The organism is Cupriavidus neocaledonicus (assembly GCF_000372525.1).
GTDB classification, from domain to species: Bacteria; Pseudomonadota; Gammaproteobacteria; order Burkholderiales; family Burkholderiaceae; genus Cupriavidus; species Cupriavidus neocaledonicus.
In genome coordinates, this window is sequence record NZ_AQUR01000038.1 from 1 (window position 1) to 6787 (window position 6787).

Annotated in this window: 3 protein-coding genes and 1 pseudogene; 3 read left to right on the top strand and 1 reads right to left on the bottom strand. The window is 55.4% G+C overall.

Annotated elements, in window-relative coordinates; translation table 11 throughout:
* On the bottom strand, positions 1 to 212 hold a 212-nt coding region (locus A3AG_RS31015), incomplete at its 3' end, for an IS4/Tn5 family transposase DNA-binding protein (RefSeq protein ID WP_035847494.1).
* Between the two features lie 887 nt (positions 213 to 1099).
* On the opposite strand from A3AG_RS31015, the gene A3AG_RS34410 reads away from it, so the two are divergent.
* From A3AG_RS34410 to A3AG_RS32550, 3 genes and pseudogenes are all read left to right on the top strand, one after another.
* Positions 1100 to 3178, top strand: a complete 2079-nt coding sequence (locus A3AG_RS34410; RefSeq protein WP_012354789.1) for an MFS transporter — start codon at positions 1100 to 1102, stop codon at positions 3176 to 3178.
* Positions 3179 to 3558: 380 nt separating this feature from the next.
* Positions 3559 to 4488: pseudogene (locus A3AG_RS34415) on the top strand (condensation domain-containing protein); the annotation flags it as partial.
* Positions 4489 to 4807: 319 nt separating this feature from the next.
* The gene (locus A3AG_RS32550) at positions 4808 to 6298 is read left to right on the top strand and encodes a GMC oxidoreductase (protein WP_012354791.1); all 1491 of its coding nucleotides are present in this window, start codon (positions 4808 to 4810) and stop codon (positions 6296 to 6298) included.
* Positions 6299 to 6787 lie beyond the last annotated feature (489 nt).

The window sequence follows — 6787 nt, forward strand, 5'->3', positions numbered from 1 at the left end:
GCCAGAATATCGCGCCAGTCCAGTTCATCCTGAGCCAGGAAGCGGTACGCCGCAGCCGTTTCCTCCCAGCCGCCGCATGCGCTGGGTATGCTTGCCGTCGGCTTCTCTGCGAGCCGCTCCGCTAGCAGCACCGCCCGCTTGTTCAGGCGCTGGTCGCCCAAGTCAATGTCCTTGAATTCCGCCGCTGCCCAACTCGTNGCCTCTCGCTGCATGTGCCGCCCAAATTGCAAGAGTGAACGACATTCCGAAAGAGTTTACAACCCCACCCGCTATGTCATTGACCGTAAACGACTTTCTGCAGAGCACCAGTGTGTAATGAGGTTGGGTTGGAGGCACTCCCGGAAGACGGAAGCACGAACCCCGCGCGCCCCTTGGCTTACACATAGGCACAACAAGGGTGACGGCAAGAACAATCACTACCACCCCGAGTAACACGTGCTCCATGATGTTGCCATCGATGATCATTCTGACCAACGCATTCAGTTTTTTCAAAAACATCTCGAGTATCAAAAACATCTCGATCGGAATATGCAAAGTACATGCCACGCCCAGTCAGGAGTCGGCCAAAAAAAGCTGCATATTGATAGACATCAACACACAGTGGGGAGGCAACCTGTACACAGGTCGCTATGTCCGATCCTCGGACAACATGGCGCTAGCTAGCCCCAGCGCACTGAATAGCGCAAGACATTTGTAACCTCGTTCCATATACATTCCTGCGGCGGCTTCGCAGGACCGGTTTAGCAGCATGAAACTTCGGCTTCCGATAAAAATCCCGTGTGCCGCTGACTCTCGGGCTATAGGCAAGCAATAGAATTGTCTATTTTTAGATGCGGAACTTTAGTCCGCCCTGCGAGATGGACAATGTTCAGTAGGGGACAAATTGCAACAATTTCAACAGCACTTTGCACCGCGCAGAACGAAAGCAAGGGCCTCCATACCAGCGTGCAGTGTAGTTTTGCTCTAAACCGCTCCCAGGCACAGCGCTTGCACTAATGGTGTTGACTCGGCCGCAATTGGTCCCAGTGCTCACTGTTTTGACAAATGAACAGCAGCGCTAATTGTTGGGCCGCCATGTTCTTTCTTGCCCTCCAGGCCCATGTTTAACTCCTCACCAGACCACACTTTAGTCCCTCTACGTTCTGACCCTGTCCTTTTGGGGGGCGAAGACCGCTCCGGTACAACCTTGCTTAGCATTCTGCTCGACGCGCATCCGGATTTGGTCGTAGGTCCGGAAATCGATTTCACGGAGCCAATCAACCTTGGCTCACATATCCTTGAAGTATGCGCCTTGATGGCGTGTCGGGATCCACGGGTTATCGGTACGACGAAGGAAGCCATCGACCCTGAATGGTTCGAGGGCGTGCACTTCGTCTGGCAGTGTGAACGTTCGGCCTTGGACCGAGACGACGTAAAGACATTGGTGACGCGTGTGATTGCGGAGCGTGGAACCGTCCTGGCTACACTAGAGGATCGCTGTCTGCTTATCGACTCTATCGGCGAGTTCCGGCGACAACAGACCGGGGCGAAGCGATGGGGTCTAAAGCTTCAGCGACGGATCCAGAACCTCTGCAAATATGCCGCCATTTGGCCGCAAGCACATTTTATCCACATCATTCGCGATGGCCGCGACGTGGCAGCATCCCATGAAAAGGTTTCTGGGTGGGACCATCGGACTATCGGCGAGGCGGTCCAAGGCCGGATAAATGTCGTCACCAAGGCACACTTGGGTGCGCCCAGTGGTCGCTATCTCCAAGTGCGATATGAGGATCTGGTCACCGCCCCGCGTGAGACAGCTGCACGGATGCTGGAGTACCTGGGCTTGGGATGGAGTGAGAGGGTTCTGCATCACGCAGAGCACGAGCACGCGCTTTTCGACAAACCCTGGGGCCATCCCTCAGCTGACGCAGCTGCTCAACCCCTATACACCAGATGTATTGGGCGGTACGTGCGCGACCTCACGCCTCAGGAGGTTGAGCAGTTCGAACGCTTAGCAGGAAATTCGTCTACACGCTGTCCGTGCCGACTCTCTCGAGCAGGGAGTGATTCCAGTGGCAACGCAAACGCGACGACAACGCTTGCCCGGCAGCTTCTATCTCTCCTAGGCCAGATGGTTTCCCGCGTCGGCGCCCAAGTGACGCTCATCGCCCTACCTCTGACCGCGATCCAACTACACCAAGCAGGATCACTCGAGACAGGCTTCTTGCTTGCATGTGGACGTGCCCCGTACCTTCCGCTAGGCCCGCTTGCCGGCGTCTTCGCCGATCGATTCTCACATCGAATCCTTCTGATTACGGCAAATTGGATAATGGCGCTAACGTTGGCCACAGTACCTGTATCTGCTTTGCTTATCGGCTACGTCGGCATGCCCCATCTCTACACCGTTGCTACACTGATGGGCGGGCTTACGGTGATTGCCGACGTGGCCTTTTTGGCATGTGTGCCAACTGTCGTGCCGCCCCAACAACTTGTACAGGCTCAGAGCTGGATAGAACTAGGACAATCAGCGGCATTGGTACTTGGTCCTCCGCTCGCAGGCTGGTTGATCTATTCGCTTTCGGCACCTATCGCGATACTGGCAGATGCGGCGTCGTTCCTTCTGGTGACGGCGCTGCTCCCATACGTGATAATAGCGCCGACAACAAGCGCGTCGATGACAAGTGACTACGACACTAGGAGCATCCTTGAACGCGTTCTCTCGGAAGCTGCAGAGGGCGCGCTATTCGTGTTACGTACTCCCAAACTCCGCGCAATCACCTTTGCTACCGGTACTCCCATATTTTGGTACAGTGCCTACTCCGCCGTCTTTCTGCTGTATCTAACCGAGGGCTTAGGGCTGAACGCCACAACGATCGGGACCGTCTCAGGCATCGCTGCAATCGGAAGTGTTATCGGTACTTTGCTTGCACGTCCTTTTGCTCGAACGTTAGGCTTGGGTCGCGTGTTAATAGCAGCGCTCCTCACCAGTGCCGTTGGCGCAATGCTAACCCCGCTGCTCGAAGTGCCAGGATGGCTTGCATTGGGACTGTCGCAATTTGTATTGTGGATCGGCAAGCAGGTCTACAGCGTCCATCAGGCACCAATCCGCTACGCCTTGGCTCCGCCGCAACTGCACGGCCGTGTAAACGCAAGCATCCGGACCATAGTGCGGCCCTTGCTCCAGTCGGAGCCGTGTTAGGCGGCGCCTGTGGAACATGGCTCGGCGCCCGCGCGACGTTACTGCTTAGCGGAGCCCTCATTGCCGGAGCCGCTGGGTGGATCTGGGCATCCCCTCTGCAATCCGTGTGTACACCGCAGTTCGTGGGGGCAGACACTTAAGAACGGCTACCTCCATTACTTCTCGCGGCCAACACAGGCCTCATCACGAAGTTCGCCGACATGCTATCGGTCATCCTATCTCCGGGCCACCTCACCATTTGGCGGCCCTGCGCACCGCATGTGTCCAATCCCAATTGGACAGCCGACGGTCGGCTGCCCTCCTACGTCCAGGAAGCCCACATCACGTATGCACTTGAGACAGCTGGCAACGGTCCCTTGCAGCCGTCTTGGCTGGCCTGCATGTTCGATCTCCCGGGTGAATTCAATGCAGTTGCTTTCACCGAAGCTTTGCGTGCCTGGGTAACCCGCCACGAAGCCCTCCGTAGCCAGTTCATCGTGGCCCTTCCGCTTCCGCCTGGCGAACGATTTATTCGCACGACGCTACCGGCCGATGCCGTGAGAATCCGCCGCAGTGCGGCTGCGGACTTCACAGATGGACGTAAATTGTCACGATATCTGGAGAATCTGTTCGACAGCGAGGTTCTCGCTATAGGCTGGCCTAGCTATCTTTGGGCCACAGTGAGCCGTCCACAAGCAACCACCGTCTATGTCGCCGCAGACCACACCCTAATGGACTGCTACTCCATTCTCCATACTACGTATGAGATTCAACTACTGTATGCGTCAGCACACGCGTCCTCACAGAGGACGGCTGCGTCCATTCTTCCCGAACGGCCGCCAAGCTACTTGGATTTCGCAGAGGCTGAACGGAGCGCCGCCGGTGCGTTGAACGCTGAACACGAATCTATAGCGCGCTGGCGGACCTTTCTCAGCGAGAGCGGCGGCCGGCTACCTCAGTTCCCTGCCTCAGTAAGCGAGGCGACCGAAAGCCCCGCCGATCAGCCAAGCGGATACACAGAACTTCTCAACGCATCTGACGCACTCTCCTTCAGTCGAGTCTGCCGCACACTTGAGGGCAACTCGTTTGCTGGGTTGCTAGCCTGCCTTGCCAAAGCGGGCCAAGAAATCTGCAGTTCGAACGTATTCCGTACCATGGTACCCGTCAATACACAGACGGAGCACTTCCAATTTTCCATAGGATGGTATGTTGGTATGGGGCCCGTGGCCTTCTCCATCAAGCAAACAGACTCTTTCGGTGAGGTGGTGCGTTCGGCCGTAGCAGGGCTAGACGGCTTGAGGAATATCGCGCGAATTCCGCTGCCCCGTGTGGCCGAACTCCTCGGCCAGCCCCTGCGCGACCCTTTCATGGTGTCGTACATGGACCTTCGCCATACGCCTGGTGCGAGCAATTGGAACACCTGGGGAACTGCCGTCTTCCGTAGCCGCTGCACTGATCCTGATGAGGTGTTCTTTTGGTTCATACGCACTCATGATGGCTTCCACGTTAGCTATCGCCACCCGGCCACCAAATTGGCAGGCATTGCCATCCCACACTACGTGGAACGTACCAAAGAATTGCTTAGGTCTGTCGCGCGCAACGGCGACTGGCCCGCGCTAACATCCCTTCCCAAAAAGGACAGAATTGCACATGACAGACATCAAACACATTGCGGCGACCGCATCTCGCGATTACACAAGCTTCGATGTTGTTATCGTAGGCTCAGGCGCTTCAGGCTCAATTGCTGCCCGAACACTTGCGGAAAAAGGTTTCCACGTAGCCCTCCTCGAATATGGAGCCTTGGTATCCCCAGGTGCGCTATACGCCCCCAACCAAGCAACCTATAGTAAGGCACGAACATCTCCACACGGTCGCGCCGATGGAAATCCATGGACAGCATGTGCCGTTGGGGGAGGAATGCAATTTTACAACGCTATCATGTTCAGATACCGTCAAGCAGATCTCTCGGCATCCCAATACCTTAGGACTGACATGGAGATAGATTGGCCCATTTCACTTCTGGACCTCGAACCTTTTTATTCCGAAATCGAAAGTCTCTTAGAGATTAGCGGTACGTACGGATTTCAGCCCTATCCAGCAAGCCAAAGAGGTCTACTTATATCCAATGCGATGCGAGAACTTGGAATCACGCCAAAGAGTGTTCCGCTGGCGATCCGGCCACCCAAAACCACCAATGGATGCATTGAATGCTCCTCTTGCAACCACCTAGTCTGCCCTACGAATGCAAAGGCCAACATCCTAGCTAAGAGTGTTTTAGACGATTCCGCTTTCCCAGGATCGATTTCGGTGCTGTACGGATGCTTTGTCAATTCGATCGAGCTCCGAAGCGACTGCCACGCAGAAGCCCTTGAGTGCTATGTGCCGCTTTCCTCGCAGCGGATTCGTATCCCCGTTAAAGCGGTCATTGTGTGTGCAAATGCAATTCAGTCGGCGGCTTTAATGCTTCGCTCGAAGAGCCGACATGCACCTACAGGCATTGGAAATGATTCTGACCTCGTAGGGCGCGGCCTCTCATTCAAGATAAGCGGGTACTCCGTTGGCTACGTGAAGAATCCAGCCGCGCTTCCTGCGCATTGGGGCCCGCATGCGACTGTGTATACGGACGACTTCTATGAGCACCCTGGCGTGCCATGCAGATTTGGGGGGTTAATCTACGAGGCAAATTTGGATTCGCCAGGGGAAAACATCGGTCGCGTGCGACTTCACTATATCGCTGGTGAGGAACCATGGTCACACAACCGTGTAATGCTTGACAGCGCCATCGACCCACACGGCATTCCTTACATCCGTATAGCGTATAAAAACTCAGAAAATGATAGGGCACGAATCAGTTTTCTCGCCAACCGGGCTGAAGACACTCTCCGCCGCTTAGGCGCATCCTGTATCGAACGAATGCCTTTCTCGCGAGGCAAAGGCAGTTCACATCTACACGGCACCATGCGTGCGGGTTCTTTTCCAAAGACATCAGTCGTGGATCACTGCGGCAAGATTCACGGGCTAACGAACATCTATGTTATGGATGGCTCCGTTATGAATTTCGCCGGAAATAGCCATCCCACGCATACCATAATGGCCAACGCAAAACGAATGGCGCTGTCACTCGCCGAAAAGGAAAACTAAATGTCCTGTTCTGGATCCACTGGCCATTTGGCTGAATGGGAGCGCGAAATCCGCTCTTCCATCATTTTTAAATCCGCCTGGGGCTCGATGGCGGAGGATATCGATGGCAAGATCTATCTTGACATGTCATCTTGCAGCGGCGCCTCACCCTTGGGTAGTAACAACCCTGAATTTAAGGCGAGACTCTCTCAAGCTATGGAGAGCGATGCCGACATTCTTCCATCCCCAGTAAGCGAGCAGCGCCAGATGCTAGCTGCAAGAATCTCAAAGAGATTCGCGACTACACCTAGCAGGCTGCTGAAGTACTCATCGCGCTAGCGATGAGTTTTTCCCCGCAAGGCGGGGAGCGCTGTTTTTCACAATCCGGAAGCCGGACGTCACTGCCTCGGCTTTTTCCGCGTTTTGGCGCCCATTCCGGCCTCATTAGCGCGATTACTGCAACTGCGGACGGATTTGTCCCAGCGAGCGCATGCGCACGAGGTGGTAGGC

Excerpts from the sequence above, each read along its gene's own strand:
- A3AG_RS34410 (WP_012354789.1), top strand. The coding sequence starts at position 1,100 with ATGTTTAACTCCTCACCAGACCACACTTTAGTCCCTCTACGTTCTGAC.
- A3AG_RS32550 (WP_012354791.1), top strand. The coding sequence starts at position 4,808 with ATGACAGACATCAAACACATTGCGGCGACCGCATCTCGCGATTACACA.